Raw genomic sequence first — 26,822 nt, forward strand, 5'->3', positions numbered from 1 at the left:
AAGTTGGGCTACCTGCCCCTGCATGGCCACGCTCGGGCATTATCTTAGATGGCCGCCGGTGGCACTGCTTGTCACACGTTGTGCTGTGGAGAGTGCGGACGAAAGGCTACCCACTCTCGATGACCAGAACTGTCTTGGCTGGTGGTCCAGCCAAGACAGTTCTGGCTAGCTTACGAATTCCGGAATGCGTGAACCCGTTCCGAGAAGTTGCGCTACCGCTGCAACCGTTCGTTCAGCGGCCTTTCCATCGCCATAGGGGTTCACGGCATTGGCCATCGCGTCAAACGCATCCTGCTGGTTCAACAGGCGGTCTACTTCTTTGACGATCGTTTCTTCGTCTGTACCGATCAAGGAGACGGTTCCGGCCACGACGGCCTCAGGACGTTCAGTATTGTCCCGCATTACCAGAACAGGCTTGCCGAGGCTCGGAGCCTCTTCCTGCACTCCACCGGAGTCGGTCAGCACGATGTGGGCCAAGGACAGCATGCGGGTGAACTCGCCGTAGGCCAGGGGTTCTGTCACCACGACATTCGGCATGCCCTCGAGCGCAGGAAGTACCGCTTCGCGCACAACGGGATTCTTGTGCGCAGGCAGCACAATAACGAGGTCGGGTTCGGCCTCGGCAATTCGTGCCAGGGCACGGCCGACGCCGCGCATGGCATCCCCCTGGTTTTCACGGCGGTGCGTGGTAACCAAGAGGATCCGGCGGCCGCTGGAGGCAAGTTCTTCCAACTGCGGGTCGCTGAAGGGTAGTTGCTTGTCGACTGTGGTCAAAAGGGCATCGATGACAGAGTTACCGGTGACCACGATGTCGTCCTCTGCGATACCTTCAGCCAGCAGATTGGCTTTGCTGGTACTGGTTGGTGCCAAGTGAAGGCTTGCGATCTGGCTGGTGATCTTGCGATTTGCTTCTTCCGGGAACGGCGAGAAGAGGTCTCCACTTCGCAGTCCGGCTTCCACGTGTACAACCGGAATGCCATGGTAGAAAGCTGCGATCGCTCCGGCGGTGGATGTGGTGGTATCACCCTGGACGATGACGGCGTCCGGTTTCTTTTCGGCGAACAGCTTGTCCAGGCCGTCGATGGTCCGGGTCATGATAGCTGAGAGGGACTGACGCTGCTGAAGGATGTTCAGGTCGTGGTCCGGCTCGATACCGAAGAGCTCGTTAACCTGGTCCAGCATCTCGCGGTGCTGGCCGGTGACCGTTACGACGCAATCAAAGTCGGCGGATTCTTGAAAGGCGCTGACGATGGGAGCCATCTTGATGGCTTCCGGACGAGTGCCGAAAATTGGCATGACGCTGGGCATGGAGTTCCCCCGAGGCAGGCAATGAGTGACCAGCCGATGCTATCGCACCACCAATCAAGGACCTCAATTGTGTAAGAGTCCGGGTATTGGTTCAGCGAGCAAACATCAAGGTCAGCGCCAATATCGGAATGCTAATGGAGACGAGGATCACAGCGAGTAAGGCAACCAGGCGTTTCTGCCGAAGGCTGGCTTTGCGGAAGCCGTAGCTTCTGATCGTCAAGGGGCTGGACGGTGCAGGTGCGAACGTCGTCGGCATTTCCGCGGGGGTGCCGGGAGCCCTCGCGGCAGCGGTGGGCGCCGCCGCAACTACCTTGCGCGATTTGTCAGGGCTTTCATATCCGGCGATGGATGAGGTCCTCACCTCGGCCCTGAACCGACGCCTGCGCAAGTGTCGCGGGGCGGGCGAAAGGGCCGCCTTTTGGCGGACAGGGTCCGTCACGTTTCACTCCTTGCTGCGTCCAGATGAAGCATGGCCACAACCAATTCTTGCACTGGAGTGGTCTCCGGCGACATTTTTGTCCATCGTAACGTCTGTGGACCCGACGTTCATTGAGGGGAGCGGAGGGTCCGGGTTGGCTGTTCGGAGACACGGAAGGGCGGTCCTGAAACCCGGGGCCGCCCTTCCGAAGTTCAATTAGCCGCGGTCTGAGTAAAGTGCGTCATTTTTTTGTCCTGAGCCGTTAATCACATCGATGAAGTAATTTTTTCCGGAGCCCAGCGAGGTGGCTCCCAGCTTGGCCACAACGGACTCCAAACGCGGATTGATGCCCAGGTGCAGACCGTACGTGGAGTTGTAGCTGGAAGCCACGACTGTCTTGTTGAACACACGGCCGGCCGCGTCTGTCCACTTCACCTGGACCGTGCCACCACTCAGGTTCTGCCCGGTGACAAGTACGTCGCCGTTTCCGTAGAAGATGGAGTCGGTGATCACTGGAGTCATGCTGCTGGCCTTCAATCTATCGAGCATCGGTGCCCACGTTCCAGAGCAGGTGAAGTATGGGTCCCACATGAAGGAGATGACCTTGACCGGGGCATTGCCCAGTTGCTGGAGCTGTTTGTCAACCCGGGACTTTGTTGTTTGCCCTCGGAGGCTGTTGTCACAAGGATTTTGGGACGTCGAAGGAGCCATGCCTTCCAAGTTGGCCCACAACTCGGCCCCGGTACCTGCGACTCCTTCTGCCAGCGCGGCGAAGTAGTCGCGGGTAGGGGCGATGTACTTACTACCCCAAGAGCCGCTTCCGACAATCGATGCAGCGTATTGATCCACGCTGTTACCGCTTTCGCTGCCAAAGAAGGAACCTCCCTTACCTGTTCCCATGCCGTCCTGAACGGCGATGGAAAGGTGTACATTGCCTGCTGTGTCAGCGATGTTCTCCACTGCGTTTCGCGCTTGGACCACGGTGACGCGTCCGGAGAAGGCTGCCCGGGAGTCTATGTACGGGCTGACAAGGGCTGAACGGCTCGGCTGGTATTGGGCGATCCGCGAATTCTGAATTCGATAGACGGTGAGGACGGCGTCCCAAACGGCGCCGTCGCTGAGCGGCATTTCAGTGTGATGATAGAAACCAGCCAGGCCGGGGACGTTATTCACTTTCCCTTGGTAGAGCAGGAATCGCGCCGTGAAAAGTGAGAATGTGGCCTGGTAGGAAAGATCGGGGAGGTATGTCAGGTCCGTCCGCTTTACCGGAGCCGGCAGGCCGGCGTAATACTTCATTCCCAGACTCGTGGCTGCCTTGCCCAGGGAAACCGAGATGGAAGAGGTGGTGCCGTTGATGACCACCACGTCGTACTTTCCGCTGGGGGACGTACAACCAGAGCCCTCCGCAGGCAATACCAGGATGGTGTAGACGGTGCTGCCGCTGGTGACGGTTTTGTCGCGTGCACACAGCAGCGCCGGCGAACCCCAGGCGCTTCCGTCAGAGTACGTAAAGTACCTGTTCACTGTGACGCCAGAGGCTGCGGCCTTTGCACAGTTGACCCCTGAGATAATGCAGGCGGCCGGAATTGAAGACAATGATGCGGGTTTCAACAGGGAACCGAAAGTGATGACGGTGTCTCCGCCTACGGATTTAATGTCTGTCAGCTTTTTGGTGTTTGTTGCATCACTGGTGCTGCCGTAGATGAAGTAGCCACTGATGGGATAAACGGGCGCAGTTGCTGCGTGCGCGGCAGCTCCATTAAGGGAACCCGTCAGCAGGCCAAGGGCGGCCAGAATAGTGATGAGTAGTAGGCGGACTCTGGGTGGAGCGGGTAGGAGCGTCTCGGCTCTAAATGTTGGCACAACTGATCCTTGGGCTCGTAGGGCTGAGACCTTGGACCTATGGCAAAAGGATGGCTTGCGGCAGCATCAAACTCAATGGTTTGACAGCATTCTTCAAGCAGAAAGAATTTTGTGAGCTGGCCGGTTAATAATTGCTGGCACCATTTGCACTAATTGTCAGTATTGTTACTGATCAAGTCACGGGTCGATGACGTTCAGGAATGGCACTCCGGCCGCATCCACACATCAATCAAACCACCGGTTTCAACAGCAAACCGATCAAGCCACGCACCGGCCGAGAGCTCCGGCTCGGACCCCACCATTTGCACTTCAACTGACGTGCATTGCCGCATCAAGGTGCCCGCACGCATCAGGTGGTAGTCCGACGTGACCACGGTGACGGACCTCCAACCATGTTTGGCGGCCAGCGAAGCAACCGCATCGGCTTCCCCACGGGTGTTCAAGGGGTCCGGACGGAAACAGACCAAGTCAGGGTCGTCGCCGCCACTTTCGCTGCACAGGGCGTCACCCTCAACGTTGCCGGACAGTCCCGTCGTCGAAACAACCAGAACCGGAATGTCGAGTGATTTCTGTAGGTCCTGCGCGACCGGAAGGCGTTCGCGGCTCATTCCCCCGAGCACCACTATTGCGTCGGTGTGGTGCGGTATGGTCTGGGGAGGAATCGCGAAGAACTGGATGGCCAAGAGAATCCACACGGCAAATGCGGCCACACATGCAATGAGCGACCGCAAAGCGACGCGCGTCATGAAGGCGGTTTTGGTGGGCATGGGGACAGTTTATGGTCCCAATCTGGATGTTCCGGACAAGGCCCCTGCACCAAAGCTGACTACCGGGTGTCAACATCCTCAAAAACCAGGAATGTCTGGGTATCCAGCACGCCTTCCATGGATTGGAGTTGGTCGAAGATCACACGGCGGAGGTGGATGTTGTCAGTAGCCCGAACCAACAAAATGACGTCGAAGTCCCCGCCCACCAAAGCGATGTGGTGCACTTCAGGGATGGAGCGCAGTTGTTCCTTCAACTCCCGCCACGAGTGCTGCTGAACCTTTAGGGTCACGTAGGCCGAGGAGCGGAGGCCGGCCTTGATCGGATCCACCAAGGCGGTGAATTTGGTCAGCACCCCTTCTCCGGTCAGCCGGGCCAAGCGGGAATAGGCGTGCGCACGGCTGATGTGCACGTTCTCCGCTACCTGCGTGATGGACATACGGCCGTCCGTGGTGAGTTCGCGGATGATGTCCCGGTCAACGCTGTCCAGGGGGACTGCGGTCTGCTCGGCTTCGGTCTCGCTCACAGCAGGCTCCAATTCGTCTACAGCACCGGTAGTTACCCAGCTCACAATCGCAATTCGTCTTCAAGAATAGCCCCATACAACAAGCTCTTCCATGATTTCCGCCAATGCTGGATACGAAACATCCACCGGGACGATACTGGAAGCACATAGTGGCTAGAGAAGGACGGACCAATGACGATCCATGCAGACCACTCTGCGCCGGAAACGGCAGCGGAGGACCAGGCTGCTGACGTTCGGAGAAAATTCGGCATCAGCGTAGAGGACTACATGCTGCCCGCCCGTCACCAGATCCAGATGGTGAATCCGGACGGCACCCTCCGCTCAAAGGAGGAGCAAGGCACCGAACCGGGCCATGAATACCCGACGCCAAGTGATGCTGAACTTCTGAAAGCCTACGAGCGGCTGGTCATCGGACGGCGCGTCAATGACCAGAACTCCGCGTTGGTCCGTCAGGGCCGCATGGCTGTCTATCCGTCAAGTCACGGTCAGGAAGCCTGCCAGGTCGCGGCCGCCATGTGCCTCAGCGAAGGGGACTGGCTTTTCCCGACGTATCGCGATGCCGTCGCCGTGATGACCAGGGGCGTGGACCCCGTAGAGGTCATGACCATCTTCCGAGGCGACTGGCACGGAGGCTACGACCCCAAGGAGCACAATGTCGGCATTCAATGCACGCCGTTGACCACGCAGCTTCTGCACGCTGTCGGCGTCGCCCATGCCGCCAAGCTCCGGGGCGAGGACACGGTGGTCATGGCCATGTGCGGTGACGGCGCCACCAGCGAGGGCGACTTCCACGAGGCCCTCAACTTCGCGGCTGTATTCCACCTGCCCGTCATCTTCTTTGTGCAGAACAACAAGTACGCCATCTCCGTACCGCTCAGCCACCAGTCGGTGGCGCCATCCCTCGCGCACAAGGCCGTTGGCTACGGCATGGCAGGGGAGCGCGTTGATGGCAACGATCTTGTAGCCCTGCTCGCTGTCATGGACCGTGCCGTGAAACTTGCCCGCGAAGGTTCGGGTCCGTTGCTAATCGAAGCCCACACCTACCGCATGCAGGCGCACACCAATGCCGACGATGCCACCAGATACCGCCCGGACAGCGAAGTCGCCGAATGGCAGGCGAAGGATCCGCTCACCCGCATGAAGGCGTACCTCACGGACAAGGGCCTCCTGAACGAAGAAACCAACGCGAAGCTCGCCGACCACGCTGAATCCGTAGCGACCCAACTCAGGGAAGGGCTTGGCGAGGACGTTCCTGTGGAACCGCAGAACCTGTTCAAATACGTCTTCGCCAAGCAGACGCCGCAGCTCAAAGAGCAGTCTGAGCTGCTTGCCGGCGAACTCGCACGTGAGGAAAGCGCAAAATGACTGTCACCACTTCCGTTAACGGCAACGTCAGCGCCGCCACGGCCAGTGCGGCCGCTTCGGCCGCAGCAACCACGGGGCCCCAGTCCATCACCATGGCCAAGGCGCTGAACACCGCAATGTCAGATGCCATGCGGGCAGATGACTCAGTGCTGGTCTTCGGCGAAGATGTCGGCATGCTCGGCGGCGTGTTCCGCATCACCGACGGACTCATGGCCGAGTTCGGCGAACAGCGCTGCTTTGATACTCCACTCGCTGAGTCCGGCATCGTCGGAATGGCCGTTGGCATGGCCATCAACGGCATGCGTCCGGTGATCGAGATGCAGTTCGACGCCTTCGCCTACCCGGCCTTCGAGCAGATCGTCAGCCACGTCGCCAAGATGCACAACCGCACCAAGGGCAAGCTAAAAATGCCCATGGTCATCCGTGTTCCCTACGCTGGCGGAATTGGGGGAGTAGAGCACCACTGCGATTCCTCCGAGTCCTACTACGCCCACACCGCCGGCCTGAAGGTTTATACCCCCGCAACCGTTGCCGATGGCTACCGCATGCTGCGCGAGGCCATCGACTCCGATGACCCGGTCATGTTCATGGAACCCAAGAAGCTCTACTGGTCGAAGGACCAGGTGGACCTGGCCGCGTTGCGCGCCGAGCACGACGCCGGCACCTCCACTGAGGGCCGCGCCGCCGTCGCGCGTCCCGGCACGGATGCGACGCTCATCGCCTACGGTCCGTCCGTTCCCACTGCGCTCGCAGCCGCAGCCGCAGCCGCGGAAGAAGGCCGTTCCCTCGAAGTCATCGACGTGCGGACCATCGTCCCGTTCGACGACGAGACAGTCTGCGCCTCCGTCAGGAAGACGGGACGCGCCGTCGTGATTGCGGAAGCCCATGGTTTTGCCTCTGTCTCCTCGGAAATTGTCGCCCGGGTCCAAGAGCGTGCCTTCCATTACCTGGCGGCTCCGATCCGCCGGGTCACAGGCTTCGACGTTCCGTTCCCGTCTCCAAAGTTGGAGCACTACTACTTGCCTAGCGTCGACCGTATCCTCGACGCCGTTGACGACCTTCAATGGGAGGACTGACCGTGAGCTCAGATATGCAGGTATTCCTTCTGCCGGACCTGGGGGAGGGCCTCACGGAGGCCGAACTCGTGAACTGGCTCGTCGCCGTCGGCGATGAAATCAAAGTCGACCAGCCTATCGCCGAAGTCGAAACAGCCAAATCAATGGTCGAGGTGCCCTCACCTTACGCGGGCACAGTTGCTGAGTTGCATGGCGAAGCGGGAGAAACTCTCGACGTCGGCAAGCCGCTGATCTCGATCGCTCGCGTGGGTGCCGCTCCGGTTGCGTCAGAGGCTCCCGCTGCTGTCGAAGACGCGGTGTCGACGGGCATAGCGGCGTCGCCCGAGGTCTCGGCGGCTGCCGAAACCTACCGGACGGAGGAGAAGGCTGGTTCCGGCAACGTCCTCATCGGCTACGGGACCCCTGGCGGAGCAACCGCTGGCCGGACGCGACCACGGAAGGGGAGTGTCGCCGTCGTCGAATCCGTTGCTCAGGAGGCCCCGGTGGTTCCGCTGGAACCCGCTCTTGCCGGCACGAGGATCCCCGGAAAGCTCAGCGCAGTCATCTCGCCGCTCGTGCGGAAGATGGCCCGGGACCATGGGGTTTCCCTGGACTCCATTGAGGGTTCGGGGACCAGCGGCCTGATCATGCGCAGGGACGTGGAAGCGGCTATTGCCAGGCCCGAGGCTCCTGCCGCACCCGCGCCGACCCGTGCGCCGGCGGCCCCGCCCGCTGTGGAGGGCGATGTTGATTCCCGGACCGGTCTTGCAGTTTCCCTGCGCACGCCGGTGCGCGGTGTTCGCAAGGCGGTTGCTGCGAACATGGCCAAGAGCCGTTCGGAGATTCCGGAAGCCACCGTATGGGTGGATGTTGACGCAACAGCCTTGCTGGAAATGCGGGCGGAACTGAAAAAGCGCTCGCCACACGATACTCCCGGTCTCCTCGCCTTCATCGCACGTTTTGTCACAGCTGGGTTAAAAAAGTATCCGGCACTCAACACTCGCTTCGAAACGGTGGCCGACGGTTCGCAGGAGATTGTGGGCTTCAGCGGAATCAACCTTGGATTCGCTGCGCAAACAGACCGCGGCCTGGTGGTTCCGTCGGTGCGCAACGCCCATCAGTTGAACGCCCGCGAACTGGACGCCGAGATCCGGCGGCTGACCGCCGTCGCCCGCGATGGCAAGGCGACCCCGGCAGAACTGGGCTCAGGCACCTTCACGCTGAATAATTACGGCGTGTTTGGCGTGGACGGTTCAGCAGCGATCATCAACTATCCCGAGGTGGCGATGCTGGGTGTGGGCCGCATCATTGATAAGCCCTGGGTGGTGGATGGTGAGCTCGCCGTCCGCAAGGTGACCGAGTTGACGTTGGCCTTCGATCACCGGGTTTGCGACGGTGAAACGGCAGCGGGCTTCCTGCGGTACGTTGCAGACTGCATTGAGAACCCGGGTGGCGCGCTGGCGGATATGTAAGACACATGATGTAGCTTCATCGGGATCCCAACTGAATTTGGTTGGGATCCCGGTTCTTTAATCCAACGACTCGTCATAAACCCGAATCCCGTGTGGCGCATGTCATCTAGTGTGCTTACAATCTGCTGGGGGTCAGCTGGTGGTCTCCAGTTGCCTGCGATCAGCCCGGACGTGGTGGGTCGCGACGTCCCTAGGATGCCCATTCATGGTTATGAAATCACGAGAGCAATCGCTGAAAGCAATCGGCGCGCTCACTGCCACGCTCTTCATCAGCGGGGGACTTGCTGTCCAGCCCGCCACTGCCGACAACACAGACATTTTTCCCGGCAAGCCCCAAGTCCTGCAGCCTGCTACTGAGTCCAGCACGGATCAATTCATCGTCGGAATCAAGGACAACGCTGTCCAGAACGTCACGGATGCGGTGAAAGAAGCGACCGATGTGGCCGCTTCAAAGCTTGGCGTAGCTGGGAAGGGCCTCCGCGAGAATGCCACCGGCGGACACGTTGTGAAGCTCGACGAAGCCCTCTCCGCCGCCGAGGCTGAAAAATTCGTGCAAGCGCTGCGCCAGGATCCAGACGTTTCATACGCTGAGCCGGACGCCGTCATGCACACTGCCGTGGCTCCGAACGACACTTATTTCAACGAACAGTGGGATCTTTGGGAGGACCAGGGCATGCGCATGCCGTTTGCCTGGGATTACACACGCGGTGATGGGGTAATTGTCGCGGTTGTGGACACAGGGATCACACGGCACCCGGACCTTGATGCCAACGTGCTGCCCGGCTACGACATGATTGCCGACGTCGCCGATGCCCGTGATGGAGACGGCAGGGACCCGGATCCCACCGATATGGGGGATTGGGCTTCGGCCGATTTTTGCGAGGCAGGCAGCCCGGCCGAGGACTCGTCCTGGCATGGCACCCACGTAGCAGGCACTATCGCCGCAGTTGGCAACAACAGCCGGGGAGTCAGCGGCGTAGCGCCAGCAGCCAAGATCCTGCCCGTTCGGGCCATGAGCGTTTGCGGCGGCTACACGTCAGATATCGCGGACTCCATCGTTTGGGCGGCGGGTGGCGTTGTGAGCGGTGTTCCTAACAACCCCAACCCCGCCAAGGTCATCAACCTGAGCCTGGGAGGCATCAAGGCGTGCTCTGCCACGTATCAGAATGCCATCAACTTCGCACACAACGCGGGCGCTGTGGTGGTCGTATCCGCCGGAAACTCGAACCGACCGGCCGCCGACGCCAGTCCTGCAAACTGTCAAAACGTCGTTGCCGTCGCAGCAAGCACCAGGAACGGCGGCAAGGCGCCGTACTCCAACTACGGAAGCACCGTCGATGTCACTGCTCCCGGTGGCGACATGAGCGCTGACTTCATGAACGGCATCCTATCCACCTACAACGCGGGAACCACCACGCAAGCGGAAACAGGGTATGCCTTCATGCAGGGAACCTCCATGGCAGCCCCGCATGTCTCGGGACTGGCGGCACTCCTTTTCGCCGCCGAAGGAAGTTCGCTGACGCCGAATACTTTGGAACAACAACTCAAGGACAGTTCCCGTCCCCTTCCGGCAGGCTGCGCTCCGGGTTGTGGAGCCGGCCTCGTCGATGCTACGGCTGCGCTGATTGCTTACGGCGGCAACTTGCCCGTGGCGCCGTCGCCGGTGGTCTTCAAAGACCTCGACGGGACGGCAAAGGACACGTTCCAGATCCCCGCGGTCAAGGGCGTTGAATACCTGGTCGGCAGCGTCATTGTTCCTGCAGGCGTTTACCGTGCCAACGGGACCGTCACCGTGACCGCTCGCGCCGCCAAGGATTATGTCCTCGCTGTCGGGGCCACTACTTCCTGGAGCCACGCGTTCTCGTCTGCCCGCAGCAAGATCACGGACTTCAACGGCGACGGCAATTCCGATGTCCTGGCGCGGGACACCAATGGCGTTCTGTGGCTGTACCCCGGCAATGGCTCCGGCGGTTGGTTGACGGCCAAGCAAATCGGTTCGGGCTGGAATGTCATGTCGTCCATCGAAGCCCCGGGCGATTTCAACGGCGACGGCAAGGCGGACGTCATTGCCCGCGATGGCAAGGGCGTTTTGTGGCTTTACCCCGGCAATGGCTCCGGCGGTTGGTTGACGGCCAAGCAAATCGGTTGGGGATGGGGTGGCATGACCGCCATCGAAGCCCCGGGCGATTTCAACGGCGACGGCAAGGCGGACGTCATTGCCCGCGATGGCAACGGTGTTTTGTGGCTGTACCCCGGTAACGGCTCCGGCGGTTGGTTGACGGCCAAGCAGGTCGGTTGGGGATGGGGTGGCATGACCGCCATCGACGGTCCCGGTGACTTTGACGGCGACGGAAAAGCCGACGTCCTGGCACGGACCTCCTCCGGAGGACTGATGCTTTACCCGGGCAACGGTGCTGGCGGCTGGCTGGCAGCGAAGCAGGTCGGTTGGGGATGGGGTGGCATGACCGCCATCGAGGGCCCCGGTGACTTCGACGGAAACGGCCAGATGGATGTCCTGGGCCGGACCAGCGGGGGTGCCTTGATGTTGTACCCAGGCAACGGTTCGGGAGGGTTCCTCCCCGCCCGGCAGGTTGGTTCGGGCTGGAACGTCATGAGCATCATCCTGTAACCGAGTTCACAGGGCCCGGCAAGCGAGTCCCGCTTATCAGGCTCTGTCCGGACACATCAAATGAAGAGGCCACGATCGAGAGATCGTGGCCTCTTCATTTGATCTACGTCACTCTTCTGGATTTTTGCGCCACGATCCTTCGCCTATACAGACGATTTCCTTGGTCAAGGTGCCCACATGGGCGGTCTCTTGAATGGCTCAGCCATTGGAGGGACCCCCTGGGTCTTGCCCGTTTGAGGTACCAATGCATCGACTGAAGGAAATCATGTTTAGAAGAATCGCCGCAGTTTTGGCTGCGACAACCGTACTTGGCGCGGGGGTGTTCGCGACTCAATTGGCCGTGCCTTCCCCGGCGGCCGCAGCATCGCCGCCCGTGGCCGCGTCAGCTTTCGATGCACCTGTGTGCCCCGGGCAGACTGAACACACATCCAACCCGAATACCACTGTGTCTGGTGCAAACTTGGACAGCTACAACCAAGGCTTGGTTGTCGGTCTCTACGACGTCTACGGAGATGCACCCAGCACAGGATCCGATCTTCCCCCGCTGTGCGGGGTGCGGTATGCAACCGAGGCTGAGGGCGGACCCGTTGGAGGTGGACCCGTCAGTGCTTGGATGTTCTGTACCGACCGCGAACTTTACTCTTGCTTTGGCATGCTGCCCCTGAGTGAAAGCCCGGACAAGAACGCCAACATGACGGACTTTCAGCGTCGAGTCTTCGCATACGTCGTGCAAAACGGCTACCAGTACAACGACGGAAACACCAACACTTTTGTCTCTGCAGACATGAACACCGATGAGCGGTGGCATCTCCAGGAACTCGCATGGTGCATCAAGGACTTCGACTATCTGTACCCGGATGCACAGCAGGCCTGCAAGAACGGCGGACTGAGCCCGGATCTGATTGACACGTCATTTGATTTCCTCAAGCAGACCTTTGTCCCGTCGATGAGCATTACCCCGGCTTCCCAGTCGCAGACGGCCGGACAGCAAGCTCAGGTCAAGCTGACCACGAACGTGGTAGGCACAGCCATCGACCTCAACGTCACAAATGGCAGTGTTGACCTGTGTTCCGGTGAGTCGGACGCGACACTTCAGAACGGCCTTCTTACTGTCAACAGCCCGTCGACGCCGGGGAGCGCCGTCGACGTTGACCTCTGTACCACAAGTGCTGCGGCCGGCACGGTCAGCATTTCGGCATCCGTTGTTCCGGCAACGGAAGACAGCCTCAACTGGTATCACAATGGCGAAGCGCAGTGCCAGGTGTTCGCGGTGTTCACACCTACGGAATCCCGCACCATCACGGCATCGGCCGAGATTGAATACACCACGCCCGTAACGCCGAGCCCGTCGGAGACTCCGACTCCGTCTGAGACGCCGAGCCCGTCTGAGACGCCGAGCCCGTCGGAGACTCCGTCTCCGTCTGAGACGCCGAGCCCGTCGGAGACTCCGACTCCGTCTGAGACGCCGAGCCCGTCTGAGACGCCGAGCCCGTCGGAGACTCCGTCTCCGTCTGAGACGCCGAGCCCGTCGGAGACGCCGAGCCCGTCGGAGACGCCGAGCCCGTCGGAGACTCCGTCTCCGTCTGAGACGCCGAGCCCGTCGGAGACTCCGTCTCCGTCTGAGACGCCGAGCCCGTCGGAGACTCCGTCTCCGTCTGAGACGCCGAGCCCGTCGGAAACTCCTTCGGAGACTCCGAGCCCGTCGGAAACTCCTTCGGAGACTCCGAGCCCGTCGGAGACTCCGTCTCCGTCTGAGACTCCGAGCCCGTCGGAGACTCCGTCTCCGTCTGAGACGCCGAGCCCGTCGGAAACTCCGTCGGAGACTCCGAGCCCGTCGGAAACCCCGAGCCCGTCGGAGACTCCGTCTCCGTCGGAAACCCCGAGCCCGTCGGAGACTCCGTCTCCGTCTGAGACGCCGACCCCGTCGGAAACTCCGTCTCCGTCTGAGACGCCGAGCCCGTCGGAAACTCCTTCGGAGACTCCGAGCCCGTCGGAAACCCCGAGCCCGTCGGAAACCCCGACCCCGTCGGAAACTCCGTCGGAGACGCCGAGCCCGTCGGAAACTCCGTCCCCGTCGGAAACCCCGACCCCGTCGGAGACGCCGTCTCCTTCAGATTCGCCCGAACCATCGAAGACGCCTGTCCCCGAGAGCCCCGTCGTCGTGCTGCCCCCAACGGGTGGTCCAGCGGGAGGTGATCCCGACGGTGATGAGCCTTCCCCGAGTGCTCCGGCTACCGACGCGCCCACCACGGCTGCGCCCGTAACTGATGCACCCACTACAGGTACGCCAACTGCCGTTGTCCCGTCGGCGGATGCACCAGCCACGGATTCGCCAAACACAAGCGCGCTCGGCGGCGATCTTGCCAACACTGGCTCGCATTTGGCGCCGTATGCGGCAGCCGCCTCGGCGCTCCTGGTATTTGGCATCGTGCTGATGGTGATCACCCGTAGGAGGGCAGCCTCCAAGCACAGCTAGTCAGCTACGGCTGGACCAGCGCAGCCTGAACGTGTGGCTCGGAACCTACAGCTTCCGGGCCACACGTTTCTGCATGCGCCAGCAGCAGCGCCACACCATCCGTTCCGCTGCCTCCCAGCTTTCCGTGGGTAGAATCGAGGCCTGAACATCGCCGGATTGCACTGGATACGGAGAACTCATTGTCAGCATGGCTAGAACTTGGTCCGGACCACTACGTCCTTGAAACCGAGGGTTCCTTACTCAACACCGGACTTGTAGTGGGCACTGAGCTCGCCATGGTTATCGACACTGGGTGCGGTCCGCGCCAAGGCCGCGAGATCCTCGCTGCCGTCCGCGAGAAAACCCAGCTTCCGCTGGTGGTGGTGAACACCCACGCGCACTACGACCACTTCTTCGGAAACGCTGTTTTCGCGGACGACGGCGTCACGGAGTTTTGGGCGCACGCCAACTGCGCCGAAACCATCGAGAAGGACGGTGACCTGCAGCGTCGCTTCGTCACCACCAACGAACCGGAGATGGCAGCAGGGGAGGGCGACGCCGTCGAGATCGTTGTCCCGAACGCGATCGTGCGTGATCAGCCCGTACTCGTGGACCTAGGCGGCGTCACCGCTACCTTGTTCTACTTGGGCCGTGCGCACACGGACGGTGACCTCCTGGTGGGTACCAACTCCACGCTGTTCGTTGGTGACTTGGTTGAACAGGGCGCACACCCTTCCTTCGAGGACTCGTACCCCGAGGAGTGGGCGGACGTTCTCCGCCACATCTCGGCACTTCGCCACCGGTACGAGCACCTGGTTCCCGGCCATGGCAAACCTGCCGGCGACGAATTCGTAAAGACCATGGCGAACACCATGACCACAGCCGTCCGGCAAGCCACGCAGTCCATCCGTGATATGCCGGCGGACGCCACGAAGGCCATCCCTGTGCTGCCTTACGGGCCGGAGCAATCGCGATGGTTCATCAAGCGGCTACAGGAAACCCAAGCGCAGCAGGGCAAGGCTGCGGGCACGTCCCTGGGTGCGCCGGACTTTGGACCCGAGAAGACCGGCTTCTACCCCGGATAAAACAAAGGGTCCTTATAGAAAGTTCATCTCGACCCCTCCAAGCCATGGACTATTGCGTTAGTCCAGTCCTAGGATGAAAGCGACCATCGGTTTGCGACTACCTGGGGGGTGTCGAGATGAAGGCCATACGCGTGTTTCCGCGCGCTACTCGGATTCTCCGCTCCGTCATGATCGCAGGGGCCGGCACCGCAGTTTGGATGGCGCTCTCGGCCGCCGCCGCCAATGCCGATTCCGGCAACCAGGACAACCACTCGTTGCTCGGTGGAATAACAAGTTCTGTTGCTTCCACCAGCGGCTCGCTGACGGCCCAGACCAATTCGACGCTGGGCGCTGCATCGGAGGCGGTTAAGGAAACCCGAGCCGCCGTAGCGAAGGTGGTGGCGCCGAAGGCTCCCGCCGCCACTGTTCAGATTCCGCTGCCGGAGGTTCCGCTTCCTGCGCCAGTCAAAGCGATCGTGCCCGCACCGACCGTCAGGGTGGATGTTCCGGCGGTTACACCGGTTATCCAGCAAGTTGCGGCTTCCACTGACAAGGTTGTTTCCACAGTCCCAGTCGTTGCTGAAGTTGCTCCAAGCGGCCCCGTGGGCGACGTTGTGGACGTAGTCGCGACGCCGGTTGCTGAAACTGTAGACCGCACAGTTGAGACGGTAGTCCCTTCTGTGAACGAAGCTATAAAGCCCATCGCCTTGGAACCCGTCACAGATATCACCAAGCCGATCGTGCAGCCCATCGTCGATATCGTCGACCCCATCCTTCCTCCGGTGAACGGAGTGGTGCCTCCCGTAGCGGGGCCCGGCTCGGGAATGCCCTCACTGCCAGGGGGAGAAGCTCCGGTAGTCCCCGCGGAACCGGACACCGCCACCCTGCCGCCATCCGCCGTCGTGAGCTCGCCTGAAGCCGCCACTCCTGCTGCGTTGGTGGAGAAGGCAAAAGAATCCTGGATTACCGCGGAGGTTACTTCAGCGTTTCTGCCTTCCAGGCTCTTGCAACTGAACCCGGCTCAACTAAGCCGAACCGTGGGCACCGTTGCGGGTACCACAACCAACGCGGAAGACGAGACTCCCATTGAACTTCCGGGTGACCCTGAGGGCGCCCCGTTGAATTCGACCGGAAGCGGATCCGGAAGCTCACAGAACGGACCGCCGACTCCTGTAGCTGCCTACTTGGGCGGCGAAATAGTCATCCCTTCAGGCTCTGTCTCTGGCCTCGCATCGGTCAGCAATGAACAACATCCAAAGCCGGTTTCATTCGATCCCGGCTCATCTCCTGATTAATTTCCCAGCCTCGCCGCAACTCCATCTGCGGCAGACGGTCATTGGACGTTCCGTACCCGGGACGTCACTGGGAACAAGACCTTCAGGAGAAGATCATCATGAATTCGACAGTACGCAAGTGCCTTCTCGGCACATGCTTTGCCGGTGGGCTGCTTGCCCTCGGCGCGACGGCGGCCAACGCCGCAGACACCACCAGCGGTAAGGACGGACTGTTGTCCGGGACGCAAGTGGTTGCTCCAGTTACAGCACCAGTCACCCTAGGCTCCACATCGTTGGGCGTCGTGGGAGACTCTGCCGCAAGTTCAACGGCGCCCGCGGCCATCCCGGCTGCAGCTCGGCCGACTACCTCCGGTACCAGCGGCTCAAACGCCGTTGGTTCCGGAACGCAAGTAGTCGCGCCGGTTTCGGCGCCGATAAACCTGGGCTCGTCCTCAGTGGGTCTGCTGGGGGGCTCCACTGCGACGGGCCCAGCCAATTCTGCCGCACCGGCTGCACCTTCATCGGCAGCTCCCACGGCAAGTACCAATGGGTCGGACGGCGTCGCGTCCGGTACCCAAGTGGTTGCACCGGTGACAGTCCCTGTGACTGTCGGCTCCACATCGGCGGGTCTGTTGGGGGACTCATCGGCGTCATCCGCAGCAGCTGCAACTACGACTGCGCCGGCCCAACAGCCCGCGCAGGCAACAACGTCGGGGGGAGACAGCATCGCATCCGGCGCTCAGGTAGTGGCTCCGATTACGGTCCCTGTTAACGTCGGAGCCACCGCCGCGGGAATCGGGGGAGATTCGACCGCCACATCCTCGGCTTCCGCTCCCTCCGGTTCGGGTGCTGCGGCTCCAGGTGCTGGTACTTCGGGTTCGGATGGTTTGGCTTCCGGGACGCAGGTGGTTGCTCCGATTACGGCTCCGGTGAATGTGGGTGCCGTGTCCGGGGGTGTGCTTGGTGACTCGGCGGCGACGACGGGTTCGACGGCGGGCACTGCTCCTGGCGGTTCGGGTGCTGCGGCTCCGGCTGCTGGTACTTCGGGTTCTGACGGTGTTGCCTCCGGGACGCAGGTTGTTGCTCCGATTACGGCTCCGGTGAATGTGGGTGCTGTTTCGGGCGGTGTGCTTGGTGATTCCGTCGCCACGACTCCTGGTACTTCGACGGGCACAGGCACTACGGGCACACCCGCCGGCGGAGCGACTTCCGGTGACGGTGGGCTTCTCTCCGGAACTCAATTGATCGTTCCTATTACAGCTCCGGTCACGATCGGTTCGACTTCCGTCGGCATCGGCGGAGGTTCTGTAGGCACGGTTACCCCTCCGGTTGTGAACCCGCCTGTCGTCAACCCGCCTGTGGTGACTCCTCCGGTTGTGAACCCGCCGGTTGTGAACCCGCCTGTGGTGACTCCTCCGGTTGTGAACCCGCCGGTTGTGAACCCGCCTGTGGTGACTCCTCCGGTTGTAAACCCTCCCGCGTTAAACCCTCCTATGACCGGTGGACCAAGCACTGGCGGAGTGGATACCGGCGTTAGCGGTCCAAGTACTGGAATCGGCAGCACCGGAGTCACAGCCGGTCTCAGCGCTAACCAGTCCGGCGGCGTCGAAGTTGCCATGAGCGGCACCCAAGGCGCAATGGCAGCGGGAGCTGCTGCCAAGGTCAACAGCTCAACAGCCCTGGCAAGTACGGGACTGAATCAGAGCTTCCTGCTCTGGGCAGTCGGACTGGTCCTCTTGGGCCTTGTCCTTGCGGCCAGCAGCCGACGCAAGGTAGCTGCTACCCGCCGCTAAAGCGGGGTGCAACCCGTAGTTGTTGCGGTTCCGGTCTCCGGAACCGCAACAACGCTCGGGAGACCGCTTGGGCAGTCCTAGGATGAAAGGGATGACAAGCACCCAAGCAGACCAAAACTTCAGCCTCCGCAGCATTGCCCTTCCCGCCTTCGGGCCGGCATTGCTGTTTTGTATCGGTGAAGGAGCGGTCCTGCCGGTCATAGCCCTCTCGGCGCGCGACCTGGGAGCTTCTGTAGCTGTCTCGGCTTTGATCGTCACGCTGATCGGTGTGGGCTCGTGGCTCTTCAACATTCCCGCCTCGATCATCACCATTAAGTTTGGTGAGCGCTGGGCGATCGTCGGAGCTGGTGCGGCCGGTGCCCTGGCGCTCGGAGCTGCAGCGTTCGCACCGCAATGGGAGCACGGCCTTTGGCTGCTGGCTGCGGCGATGACAGTGGTTGGCATGAGCTCGAGCGTTTTCAACCTTGCCCGGCAGAAGTACCTCACCGAGGCAGTGCCCGTAATCTATAGGGCCCGGGCGCTTTCGACGCTCGGCGGTGTGACCAGAATCGGTATATTCATCGGCCCATTCATTGGCGCTGGCGTCATGCAGTTCGCCGGGATCAGTGGTGCTTACTGGGTGGGTTTCGTGGGGATGATGGCGGCTGCTGCCCTGTCGCTCACGATTCCGGAGCTGGTAGCGCCGGACACCTCCGACGGCGGTGCGCCACCTGCTGCTTCCACGCTGCGACAGGTAGCGGCCTCCCACGCGGGTGTGTTCTTGTCGGTTGGCTTTGGCATCCTTCTGCTGAGCGCGTTGCGGGCATCCCGCCAAGTGGTTATCCCGCTGTGGGCGGACCACCTGGGTATGGACGCTACCCACGCATCGCTTATCTATGGCTTGTCCGGAGCGATAGACATGCTTGTGTTCTACCCATCGGGCAAGCTGATGGACCGGAAAGGGCGGCAATGGGTGGCCGTTCCCTCCACATTGATCATGGGCATTGCCTTGGCGTTGATTCCCTTCACTGGCGGCTTCGTGTCATTGCTCCTGGCAGCACTGTTGATCGGCTTTGGCAATGGCATCAGCTCCGGCCTGATCATGACGTTGGGTGCCGATTTCTCGCCGGACAATGGCCGCAGCCACTTCCTGGGGATCTGGCGGTTTATTGCGGACTCCGGAGCGACCGGCGGCCCTGTCCTGTTGTCCGGTCTGACGGCTGCGATCTCGCTGGCCGCGGGCGTATGGGCGACCGGCGTGCTGGGCTTCGCGGCGGCCGTGGTGTTTGCTATCGCCATCCCGAGACTGAAGCATATGCGGAACTACTAATTCAGCGTCTGATAGGGCAATATTCTGGGCTGCACCCCCGGCCCCGCTAGACTACCGGGGTGTCGGAAACCAATGCCCCAGAAACCCCTGCGCCATCCTCGTACTCAAACCTCGGTGAGTTCCTTGCGGCAGAGGACCTTCCCTCCGGCCTGATCGAGATCGCATATCAAGGGTTGCCCATCGAGGTTTTGAACCTTCCCTCGGACTCTGACACAACGATTGTTTGCTTCCACGGGGCTGCCGAGAAGGAAGTGCAGCTGCCCTGGTTCTTGGGGCAAGGAGTAACTGCTGGGCTCCCCGTCAACCGCATTTTCGTCTCGGACCCGAGCCTTCGGAAGTCGAAGGACTTCAACTTGGCGTGGTACGCGGGGTCGAAAGAGCAGCCCGACCTGCAGGAGACCCTGGCAGACATCGTCCGTCGGATTGTCAGGGCAACAGGTGGCTACAACGTGATGTTCTTTGGCAGCTCCGCTGGCGGTTACGCGAGTTTGGCACTGGCCAGGTTCTTCCCAACATCGCTGGCGCTCGCGGTCAACCCGCAGACATCCATCTCGCGGTTCTATCCGGGGGCGGTGGAACGCTACATGACACATGCGTGGGAGATGCCCGGGCAACAGATGGGCGAACTTCCCGGTACTGTGGCTCACGACCTAGTGCCTGTTTACTCGGCGGGCTTCGACCACACAGTTGCCCTGATCCAGAACGCCAAAGACTGGTTCCACATCCAGAACCATCAGCTTCCCTTTGTGGATGTCGCAGGTGACTCGGAGAATCTCTACATGTTGATGGACCGGTGGGGGCCGGACACTGGCGACGGACACATCCCGCCTCCCAAGGAACTGTTGCGGGCATGCTTTGAATTCTTGGCCACGTGCCACGGCGATTGGAGCAAGGGATTGGCGTCCGCGGGATTCCAAGCGGGAACCACACGACGTCATGTGAAGCGGCGCGTTCTGGACACGGCACCCTCGAAGCAGTCCGGCTGACTCGCCAAAACACGTCAAAGCCCCCGCCATTCGGCGGGGGCTTTGCTGATTGCTCTGGAAGGTCGTGGCCTAGGTCAGTTCGCGGACTTGGCCTGCTCAGGGCAAAACCCATTCGCCCGAATGGCTTCCACGACGCCAGCGGCTTCGGCGTCCACAATCGGGTCGTCGGCCCGGTTGAAGTACTTGACCACCGTAGCCACCAGAGCCTTGTCGCTTCCTCCTTGGAGGATTGCCGCGCAGACGTAACGGGAGTTGGCCGTGATTTCTTCCTGGGTGAGCTTGGGAGTCACTGGTGAAATCCGCTTCATGAGGTCCGCGCTTTGCTCGGCAGTCACCTTGGGAACGGTTGGCTTGGATTCCGACGCTGTCGGCTCCGGTGCTGACGGTGCGGGTGCTGCGCAACCCGCAAGTGTGAGGGCGATCAATGATACTGCAAGGACACGTCTCATAACGCGGGGTGGGTCTCCTGTGTGGTCAGCGGAAGTCGGAGCAAGTGCCCCGCATTCGAGCCTACCCCAAGGCGTCGAGGAGGCCTTGTTCCGGAATCTGCCGCTCAGCGTGCAGGGGGAAGTTGTCCCATGCAAGTAACCAGGCCGGACGATTGTTGCGAGCGTCGAGAGTCCACAGCTCGCCTGGGGTAGCGTAGGCCCGGGGGTAAATTCAACGAATGGGGATGGCATGAATGCCACGGACATCTATGTAACCAACGAGTACGAGGTATCTCTACCTCCGCTAAGTATGGAGCGGAAATCGGTCTGGGACTACTACCGCTTGGAATTTCTGCCGAATGGGTATCCCGGCAGGCGAACTGACGGTACATTGTTCGCCCACCCAATATACGGACCCTACGTCATTGCTGATTATCTTATTCAGTATCGGCGGACAAAAGATCCAGGATACCTCGATGCCGCCTGCAGAGTTGCTGACGCCGCCCTGGACCACATGGAATCCTTTCACGACGGCTTGGTCTTCATGTACAGCGAAGAAAAAGCAAAGGTTTCGAGCAAGAAGGGCACCTGGTACAGCGGCTTAACCCAGTCACGCTATATCGATGTCTTTACGAAGCTGCTGACAAAGCCGGGTACCGAGCGATTCCGTGAGCCGTTGTCCGGCATCCTCTCCAGTCTGACAATTCCCGTTGAAAAGGGGGGAGTGGCGCGGACTACCAGCGATGGTGGACTGATCATAGAGGAGTACCCGGCCCTGTTTCCGGATTGCACGCTTAACGGGTGGACCACCGCAACCTGCATTATCAAAGACCTTGCCACTACCAGCGGCGACGAATTTGTGTGGGATATTTTTTCCAGATCTGTCCGCGGTATTGAGAGTGTGATATCGCTCTACGATGTTCCCGAACTGGCGACGTCGCGGTACAAACTTGAAGGTCATGCGATGTTGCGGTTGGTCGCAGCGGGCGCCAGCGTGGAGATCCGCGATTGCAGGGTCGAAATTCCAGGAACCGGTACGTTCGAGGCAAATGTGGGAGGGGATCCAGCAGGGGAAGTCCTTAAAGACGGACACGTTACTGTCAGCCCCGGACGGGTGGAGGTGCTTAAGCTCTCCTTGAGCCGGTTCTCCTGGCCAGCACCGAACAGGGTCGTGCTTAGGGTATATGCGCCGGAAAATGCACAGCTGACGGTTTCCCTGGGTGACGCGGAGTACAACCCTCTCGCGACTGTCCCCCGTGTCCGCTCGTACCAAGTGCTTCGAGAGTTTGCCGTGAAGGAAGGGGAATCCCTCATCGAGTTGGAGCTTCCGTGGACCGCGGCAGAAATGATTTCGCATCCCACGAATTTCGTCAAGAAGATTGCCGGTAGACAGGTTAATCAGTACCACTTCATCCACGTTGATACTTTGGCTAAAATCGTCGCGCAGACAGGCAGCGACGTTCTGCGTTACTACCATGATCGCTGGAAGCAATACCCTTCCCGCTGGCCCGAGTTGGCGCCTTACCAGGATGACCGGCTCACGCTCGAGCGCTTCGATGTCAATAAGCACAAGTAGCTCCCCGCTGCACAAGCGCTCCGGCCACGGATGCACAGCTGTCACGAGGAACGTCTGCCTCACCCCCGAGAATCAACGGGAACATCGGCGGACTCTGGTTGGTGAGCCTGCCACCGCATATGCGCCACCATGTGTAATAGAACAGATTCGCGTTGAGGGCGACGCTCGCGCCAGGAGCGTCCAGCGCGCGAATCCGTCGAAGGCCCGTCAAACGAGAAGAGCCAAGCTGCTATTGCAGGCCCCATACAAACACGGTATCTATTTAGCACAGCGGGTTCGAATAAGGGCCCCACGGGTTGTGCCTCAGTCCCGGCCGCAAGACACCGACGACTGAGGCGCCGCCGCTGGGACGGCGACACTACGGTGCAGTCACGTGGAACTAAGCGATCGCCCGCGCAACTCCTGGGAGATCACGTGCGCCGCGAGGAACCATAGTTGGACTCCAGGTAGTCTCAGCAAGTCACCTAAGACACCCGCCGCCATCGCAATCCCAAGCGCCTAGGCGTCTGTTCAATGGGGGCCGCCGATTGATTCCCTGTTACTGCGACGGCGGGTCCCCAGCCGCGTTCTCCGCCCAAGCTCGAGGCTGGTGGTGCTGGCACGGCGCGGAAGCTGTATTGACGCCACATACGACGCAGCATATGCGTCCAGCGATCAGGACACTCTCCATGTCAGGTTCTTCATAGCCAGTGCATTCGCAAAGCCAGAGCATGGATTCGCATGTGGGGCACTGGGACTCGCTGTATTCATGGATGTTCACGGATGGCACCGAGTCCTCGTCAATCGTGATTTCCCAGTGCCAAGTTCCTCGGGCCACGTGGACAAAAATCTTGTCCGTACTTTCGACCCGAGCATCCACGAGGCTGAGGTGTGTTGGGCCGTGGGGTCCGAAAACCGTAACCAAGCGTGGCTGAGTCGACTCAAATGATTCAGCAGTCAACAACGTCCCGGGTGAAAGAGTCCGCCACGCCGTACCTATCCAACCCATGAGCGATTGCTCGGTAGCGGGCAGGTTGGAGAGCGTGGCTGGCAGATCTCCAACCCAGTGCATCCCGAATTCCTTACGTCCGGCACTCAGAAGGAATCCGTTGTCGGAGGCTTGCGCGGAGGTTTCCGGCTCCACGTGCCAGCGCTGATCTATGCGGATAGGCGTCTCGGAAACTGCATGATCGGCAATGACCCAGCAGTTGGCGTCAACAAAGTAGAGGACGCGGCGTGTGAGGGTCTTCGAACCATAGCCATGATCGGCGAATGTAAAATCATGGTAACGGGACGTGGTGTTATCCCGAACGAGTTCAACCTTGGCCTTATGGTCGTATTCGAGTCCTGTAATAGAGGCAACGTTATGGGCATCTCGCGATCCCAAATGCAGTCGTTCGGACGAGTCCTTCTGATAGCTGTGGAATCCGGAGTCAACCAACCACCGTTGTCCTGCTGCGTATACATGCACGCTACCGCGATCGGCGTGGGAGTGTGACTGGAGGTTCTTTCCGTGGCGGACAAGTGTATGTGACTCCTCTGCCAACGGACGCTCTTCACCCCAGCCGCTTCTGGATAGCACATAGCCCCGGTCGAGGATCAACGTGGTTTCCGTGGGCGCAGTGCCGATGGCCCCCGAGGATGCCAGGAAGTCCAGTGCCTCTGATTGGCCTCGAGCAACGCTTAACCGTCCTCCGTCGCCGATCTGTGGGATTTGCCCGTCCGGCAATGCAATGTGTGCCAAGGCCCTCGCCGCAGCTTCGAGACGTTCTGAGACATCCGCCGGAGGGGTAACGCCTTCCCTCATAGCTCTATCCCATGCCAACTTCCACCAAACGAGGTTCAACTGGTGATAAGGGGCTGAGCCTTCATCATTGCCACCCTGAGCGTCGAAGGCCGTAATGAACTGGTCTCTAAGCCTGGAAACTGCCGTCTCCACTCCGGTAGCGTCCCGCAGCGTGGCCGCCACAACAAGTAGCCCGATGTGTTGATGAAGGCCGTGGTTCTTTCCAACTATGTGCGCGGGATCCATGAGCCAATCGCGGTGGTACTCAAGGAGCTCGACAAACCATTGGTCCGAAGCCGCTGCGAGTGGCGCTCCCAGGCTGAGCTGAAGAGCACGGTTGCCGTCTGCCATGTCCATCCATGCGAAGGCCGAAACGGCTCGGTCGGCGGGAATATTGGTCTCGCCCCAAGACTTGGCAATGCGCAGCCACTCAGCCCGTGCTTCTTCGTCGCCCGCAAGGGCTGCCCATCTAAGAGGGTTCAGCCAGCGAAGCGTGTGGTGTTGGAAACGCCAGTTCCTGTCAAAGAACGGGTCAGCATTCCAATTCGTGTAGTCACCCTGCCAAGTCGAGTGCGGGCGTAGTTCGACTTTGCCGTTCAGGAGTTCTAAGACAACTGAATCCAGTTCCTTCGGCTTCGCATACATTGATCCGATCGACTGGCGCTCAGCAACACCCGTGTCAAGTTCAACGACGGAACGTGCTGGTGGCCTGCTGGTACTGTTCGGCGCGATCGGCTGTTCGAGGCTGTCAGCCTGACACCCGGAAAGGTCAGATGAACCTGCGGTGTGTTCTGAAGTTGTGATGTTAGCGCTTCGCTCAGCGCTCTGAAGTGGCCCCATGCGGAGAGGTTATCCGGACCTCGAACGTTTCAATCAACTTGACTTGTAACGTGACTGTAATTGTCGTATAGGCCGTCCATTTGCAATATTCGCTAACTAGGTACGACAAAAGGAATAGCCTTCATTTATGGCTGCCACTGTGTTGTCAAGAGGCCTTCCGGGCTTGGCATGGAAGGTAGAGATTGCGGATTCCCCGGCAGACGTGCTGAATCGGTGGTCCTGTGAGTCGCCAGAATCAGGCTGATACTTGTCATGCCTTTGTGGCGGCTTCGTAGACAGCCGGTGTGCCGATCGGGTCTGCGCCCGGGAACCAAGACGGTCAGCCCGGGGTTTGCAAGTATGGGCCTTGTGTAGAAGTGCGCTGGGCGACGCAAACGCTTGCGGGCGGGAGGGTCAGGCAGCCTGTAAGGGCCGAAGCCGGGAGGGAGAACTCATGGGGGCCGATGATTCATGCCCGCTGAATGCGAAATTGCTCCTGAACACTTTTGTTAAGTTCAAGTACGACCCTGCCTGGAGTAGACGGTAAGAACAAGGTGACGGAAGCCGTCTGCAGGCCGATCCGTGGGAGCAGGTCTCCTGAGGTCCGTGTATTACCGATATAGCAACACTTACTGAAAACTGTGGCGGTCGAATCAGAGGCGGTAGGCGCTCAAATACTAAAGCCGGAAAGGTTCGCAGTCTGCGGGAGGAACAAAGCCGAGGGAACCCAGCGCTTCGTCCCAGGGTAGGGCCGAGACCGCTGTGATGGCCTTTGCAAAAACGTCCTTTGACGGGGGCGTGTGGCCTGGACCCCAATCGCCAGGGAGCAGCGTCAGCGAATTGGCCGGATGGAGCGCTCGAAGGAACGGCCTCATATGACGGGCGATATGAGAGGCGTCGTTGATGTTCTGCATGTAAGCAACATGAGTGGCGAGTGGCTTGGCATAGGTTTGCGTGACGTCCTTGACAATGTGGGCTGGGAGCTCGCTGATGCGCTGGCCACTGCCAAAACAGACTTTCACGAATCGCTCAACAGCTGAAGCGTGGTAATTCGCGACGACGGTCTGCGGATTGGCAACCAGTGCCAGCGAGCCGGGGAAGCGGCTGGCGAAGTGGAGAGAGGCATAGCCGCCACCTGATGATCCAAAGAATACAAGTCTCTGTTTGCCCCACGCATTGGTGATGTGTCGGATGGACTCCTCGATTACCGACTGGAGCTCAGGCTGCTGCTGGTTCCCGAGGAACCATCCAAGGTTGAGCGAGCCTGAGAGGGCCAAGCTGGGATCTGAGACAAAAATCCGGTTGGCTTTCGCGGCCGCAGACACTCCGCCGCCACTCATTACCGGATATGAATGCTTCGGCGAGACGGCGCCATGGAAGAAGATGATAGTGGTGTCGAAACCCCGATGCTGCACTCGTAGATCCACCGGCAGGCCGTTGTACCCAATGCTGTGGTAGCCGTCTTCCGGGTTCGCGCCCAGAAAATCGATGAGGTCACCGTGACTGTACTGGGGTATGTCATCTCCCAGGAACTTACGGATTCGAGCGGTCTCGGCGGGGGCGGTAGTCACCGCAGAACCCTACCATCGGTGCCCGACTGCCTCGGAATTGGTCCGAGGACTATCATCTGACGCCGACTTGGGATTCGAGCAAGAGCTCAGGTCAGCATTCCTGCATATGGAGCCGGCTTTGACGCAAACGCCCTGGTGTCCTAGTGGGAACTATGCAACCTCGCCGGATGTGCGGGACTAGTGCCCAGCCGCGCAAGCCGGCCACCCGGCGTCGTGCGTTGACGCTTCCTGGCCGTCAGTCCGATTGCGGTCAGCGGTGCGCCCCGTCACCAGCGCCACGGCGAGGTGGCTGTGACAGGTTTGGATGGCCCCGGTAGGACGGTTATTTCTGGCCCCATTTTGTGACTCGCCGGGTTTCGGTGACGGTTATATGTGGCCCCA

Annotated in this window: 18 protein-coding genes; 10 read left to right on the plus strand and 8 right to left on the minus strand. The window is 60.5% G+C overall.

The genetic code is table 11. The features are described from left to right. Positions 1-165: 165 nt before the first annotated feature. From wecB to ACIPV6_RS17465, 4 genes are all read right to left on the minus strand, one after another. On the minus strand, positions 166-1,308 hold the full coding sequence (gene wecB, locus ACIPV6_RS17450; protein ID WP_400272082.1) for a non-hydrolyzing UDP-N-acetylglucosamine 2-epimerase: 1,143 nt from the start codon (positions 1,306-1,308) through the stop codon (positions 166-168). 634 nt (positions 1,309-1,942) lie between these two features. Further along, positions 1,943-3,589 (minus strand): hypothetical protein, encoded by a 1,647-nt coding sequence (locus tag ACIPV6_RS17455; RefSeq protein ID WP_400272083.1) that lies wholly within the window; start codon positions 3,587-3,589, stop codon positions 1,943-1,945. Positions 3,590-3,783: 194 nt separating this feature from the next. Next, a complete protein-coding gene (locus ACIPV6_RS17460; RefSeq protein ID WP_400272084.1) occupies positions 3,784-4,356 on the minus strand; it encodes a YdcF family protein in 573 nt (190 codons plus the stop codon). 59 nt (positions 4,357-4,415) lie between these two features. After that, the gene (locus ACIPV6_RS17465) at positions 4,416-4,880 is read right to left on the minus strand and encodes an Lrp/AsnC family transcriptional regulator (protein ID WP_397325546.1); all 465 of its coding nucleotides are present in this window, start codon (positions 4,878-4,880) and stop codon (positions 4,416-4,418) included. A 171-nt stretch (positions 4,881-5,051) separates the two neighbouring features. Here ACIPV6_RS17465 and pdhA point away from each other — a divergent pair, with 171 nt between their 5' ends. From pdhA to ACIPV6_RS17485, 4 genes are all read left to right on the plus strand, one after another. Continuing rightward, positions 5,052-6,245: a pyruvate dehydrogenase (acetyl-transferring) E1 component subunit alpha gene (pdhA, locus tag ACIPV6_RS17470; protein WP_400272085.1), complete on the plus strand. Its 1,194-nt coding sequence runs from the start codon at positions 5,052-5,054 to the stop codon at positions 6,243-6,245. Next, positions 6,242-7,321 carry an alpha-ketoacid dehydrogenase subunit beta gene (locus tag ACIPV6_RS17475; RefSeq protein WP_400272086.1) on the plus strand — a complete coding sequence of 360 codons (1,080 nt, stop codon included), beginning with the start codon at positions 6,242-6,244 and terminating at the stop codon, positions 7,319-7,321. Before pdhA ends, ACIPV6_RS17475 begins: the two co-directional genes overlap by 4 nt. Next, positions 7,309-8,772, plus strand: coding sequence for a dihydrolipoamide acetyltransferase family protein (locus ACIPV6_RS17480; RefSeq protein WP_400272087.1), 1,464 nt, complete (start codon positions 7,309-7,311; stop codon positions 8,770-8,772). The genes ACIPV6_RS17475 and ACIPV6_RS17480 overlap by 13 nt, the downstream gene beginning before the upstream one ends. A gap of 205 nt (positions 8,773-8,977) precedes the next feature. Then, entirely contained in the window at positions 8,978-11,401 is a 2,424-nt protein-coding gene (locus ACIPV6_RS17485) for a S8 family serine peptidase (RefSeq protein ID WP_400272088.1), read from the plus strand. 1,236 nt (positions 11,402-12,637) lie between these two features. Here ACIPV6_RS17485 and ACIPV6_RS17490 read toward each other — a convergent pair. Further along, positions 12,638-13,726: a hypothetical protein gene (locus tag ACIPV6_RS17490; protein WP_400272089.1), complete on the minus strand. Its 1,089-nt coding sequence runs from the start codon at positions 13,724-13,726 to the stop codon at positions 12,638-12,640. 330 nt (positions 13,727-14,056) lie between these two features. On the opposite strand from ACIPV6_RS17490, the gene ACIPV6_RS17495 reads away from it, so the two are divergent. The 5 genes from ACIPV6_RS17495 (at position 14,057) to ACIPV6_RS17515 (ending at position 20,282) form a co-directional block, all read left to right on the plus strand. Further along, positions 14,057-14,941 carry an MBL fold metallo-hydrolase gene (locus ACIPV6_RS17495; protein WP_400272090.1) on the plus strand — a complete coding sequence of 295 codons (885 nt, stop codon included), beginning with the start codon at positions 14,057-14,059 and terminating at the stop codon, positions 14,939-14,941. 167 nt (positions 14,942-15,108) lie between these two features. Beyond that, complete coding sequence (locus tag ACIPV6_RS17500) at positions 15,109-16,215, plus strand: hypothetical protein (protein ID WP_400272091.1); 1,107 nt, start codon at positions 15,109-15,111, stop codon at positions 16,213-16,215. A 98-nt stretch (positions 16,216-16,313) separates the two neighbouring features. Next, entirely contained in the window at positions 16,314-17,987 is a 1,674-nt protein-coding gene (locus tag ACIPV6_RS17505; protein WP_400272092.1) for a cell wall anchor protein, read from the plus strand. 91 nt (positions 17,988-18,078) lie between these two features. Continuing rightward, positions 18,079-19,296, plus strand: coding sequence for an MFS transporter (locus ACIPV6_RS17510; RefSeq protein ID WP_400272093.1), 1,218 nt, complete (start codon positions 18,079-18,081; stop codon positions 19,294-19,296). Between the two features lie 59 nt (positions 19,297-19,355). Next, a complete protein-coding gene (locus tag ACIPV6_RS17515; protein WP_400272094.1) occupies positions 19,356-20,282 on the plus strand; it encodes a hypothetical protein in 927 nt (308 codons plus the stop codon). A 74-nt stretch (positions 20,283-20,356) separates the two neighbouring features. Here the strand turns inward: ACIPV6_RS17515 and ACIPV6_RS17520 are convergent, their stop codons facing one another. Further along, on the minus strand, positions 20,357-20,617 hold the full coding sequence (locus ACIPV6_RS17520; RefSeq protein ID WP_400272095.1) for a hypothetical protein: 261 nt from the start codon (positions 20,615-20,617) through the stop codon (positions 20,357-20,359). A 343-nt stretch (positions 20,618-20,960) separates the two neighbouring features. Between ACIPV6_RS17520 and ACIPV6_RS17525 the strand changes: the two genes are divergently transcribed. Continuing rightward, positions 20,961-22,286 carry a D-glucuronyl C5-epimerase family protein gene (locus tag ACIPV6_RS17525; RefSeq protein ID WP_400272096.1) on the plus strand — a complete coding sequence of 442 codons (1,326 nt, stop codon included), beginning with the start codon at positions 20,961-20,963 and terminating at the stop codon, positions 22,284-22,286. Between the two features lie 538 nt (positions 22,287-22,824). On the opposite strand, the gene ACIPV6_RS17530 is transcribed toward ACIPV6_RS17525, so the two are convergent. Both ACIPV6_RS17530 and ACIPV6_RS17535 read right to left on the minus strand, forming a co-directional pair. Continuing rightward, on the minus strand, positions 22,825-24,891 hold the full coding sequence (locus tag ACIPV6_RS17530) for a heparinase II/III family protein (protein ID WP_400272097.1): 2,067 nt from the start codon (positions 24,889-24,891) through the stop codon (positions 22,825-22,827). A gap of 656 nt (positions 24,892-25,547) precedes the next feature. Then, positions 25,548-26,441, minus strand: a complete 894-nt coding sequence (locus ACIPV6_RS17535) for a hypothetical protein (protein ID WP_400272098.1) — start codon at positions 26,439-26,441, stop codon at positions 25,548-25,550. Positions 26,442-26,822 lie beyond the last annotated feature (381 nt).

The sequence above is a fragment of the Paenarthrobacter sp. NPDC089988 genome, from assembly GCF_044748465.1.
GTDB lineage: Bacteria > Actinomycetota > Actinomycetes > Actinomycetales > Micrococcaceae > Arthrobacter.